Raw genomic sequence first — 1,328 nt, 5'->3', positions numbered from 1 at the left:
TGTCAACGATTATTACTAATAAACTAAAATTTGGGGCCCGGCAGCCGGGACGCCTGCTCCCGGCCAGGTCAGCCCCGGTCGCGGAACTCGGCGAGCAGGTCGTACGGATACGGCAGCGGGCCGCTGCTCACCTCGTCGAGCCGCGCCGTGTGCACCGGGTCGAGCGACAGGTCCAGCGCGCCGAGGCAGTCCGCGAGCTGCGCCTCGGTGTGCGGCCCGATGATCGGCGCGGTCACCCCGGGGCGGTCCATCAGCCAGCGCAGCGCCACCTGCCCCGGTGAGCGGCCGGCTTCGGCCGCCACCGAGCGCAGCGTGTCGACGACGGCGCGGGCCCGCGGCGGATCGGCCGGTGCGTGCGGCCCGGCGTCCAGGGCGCGGGCCCCGGTCAGCCGGCCGCCGTCCAGCGGGCTCCACGGCAGGATGCCCAGCCCCTCGGCGGCGCACAGCCCGGTCAGTTCCCACTCGACCTCGCGGTGCAGCAGGTTGTAGAGCGGCTGCAGGGCGGTGTACGGCTCCAGACCGCGCTGCCGGGCGAGGTCGAGGGACTTCTGCAGCCGCCCGGCGGGATGGTTGCTGGCGCCGAGGTAGCGGACCTTGCCGGCGGTCACCAGCCCGTCGAGCGCCGCCGCGGTCTCCTCCAACGGGGCCAGCACGTCGGCCACATGGGTCTGGTAGAGGTCGATGTGGTCGGTGCGCAGCCGGCGCAGGCTCGCCTCCGCGGCGGCCAGGATGTGCTTGCGGCTGAGCCCGGCGTCGTTGGGCCCGGTGCCCGTCGCGCGGAACACCTTGGTCGCCACGACCAGGCCGTCGCGGTCGCGGCCCGCCAGCCAGTCGCCGACGATGCGCTCGGCCGCGCCCTGCTGGTAGAGGTCGGCGGTGTCGATGAAGATGCCGCCGGCGTCGGTGAAGGCGTCCAGCATCCGGTGGGCCTGCTCGGGGCCGGTCTGCCGGCCGAAGGACGCGGTGCCGAGGCACAGCGCCGAGACCTGGAGCCCGCTGGCCCCCAAACGGTTGAAGCGCACGGCCGGTTCCTCTCCGCTGGGCCGGCGGGCCGCCGGCCGTTCACCGGTGGCCTACCCGGCCCGGGGACGCCCGTGATCGGTGCTGCGGACCGCGCGTCGAATCATCCGATGTCAGGGCCTCGTAGCGGCTCAACCGACCGCGAACGGTGGCCGGAAGGGATCAGTCATCCGAACTCTTGCCCCGAACTGAGGGATTGGCCCGGCGGATCGGGGGCACTACAGTCCTGCCCGGCCACTGCCGTCGCACCACGAAACACCAGTCGCACTCCTCTCCCCCACACCAGGAGTATTCGATGCCACACCCCG

At 73.0% G+C, this 1,328-nt stretch carries 1 protein-coding gene; it reads right to left on the bottom strand.

Annotation, left to right across the window (positions count from 1 at the left end):
* Nucleotides 1–68 precede the first annotated feature (68 nt).
* Nucleotides 69–1,022 (bottom strand): aldo/keto reductase, encoded by a 954-nt coding sequence (locus GA0115240_RS24140; protein ID WP_093739580.1) that lies wholly within the window; start codon nucleotides 1,020–1,022, stop codon nucleotides 69–71.
* Nucleotides 1,023–1,328: the final 306 nt, after the last annotated feature.

The sequence above is a fragment of the Streptomyces sp. DvalAA-14 genome, assembly GCF_900091855.1.
In the GTDB taxonomy this organism is placed as follows: domain Bacteria; phylum Actinomycetota; class Actinomycetes; order Streptomycetales; family Streptomycetaceae; genus Actinacidiphila.
Note: the sequence above shows the minus strand (reverse complement) of the source record. Positions and strands in the feature narration are given on the sequence as shown.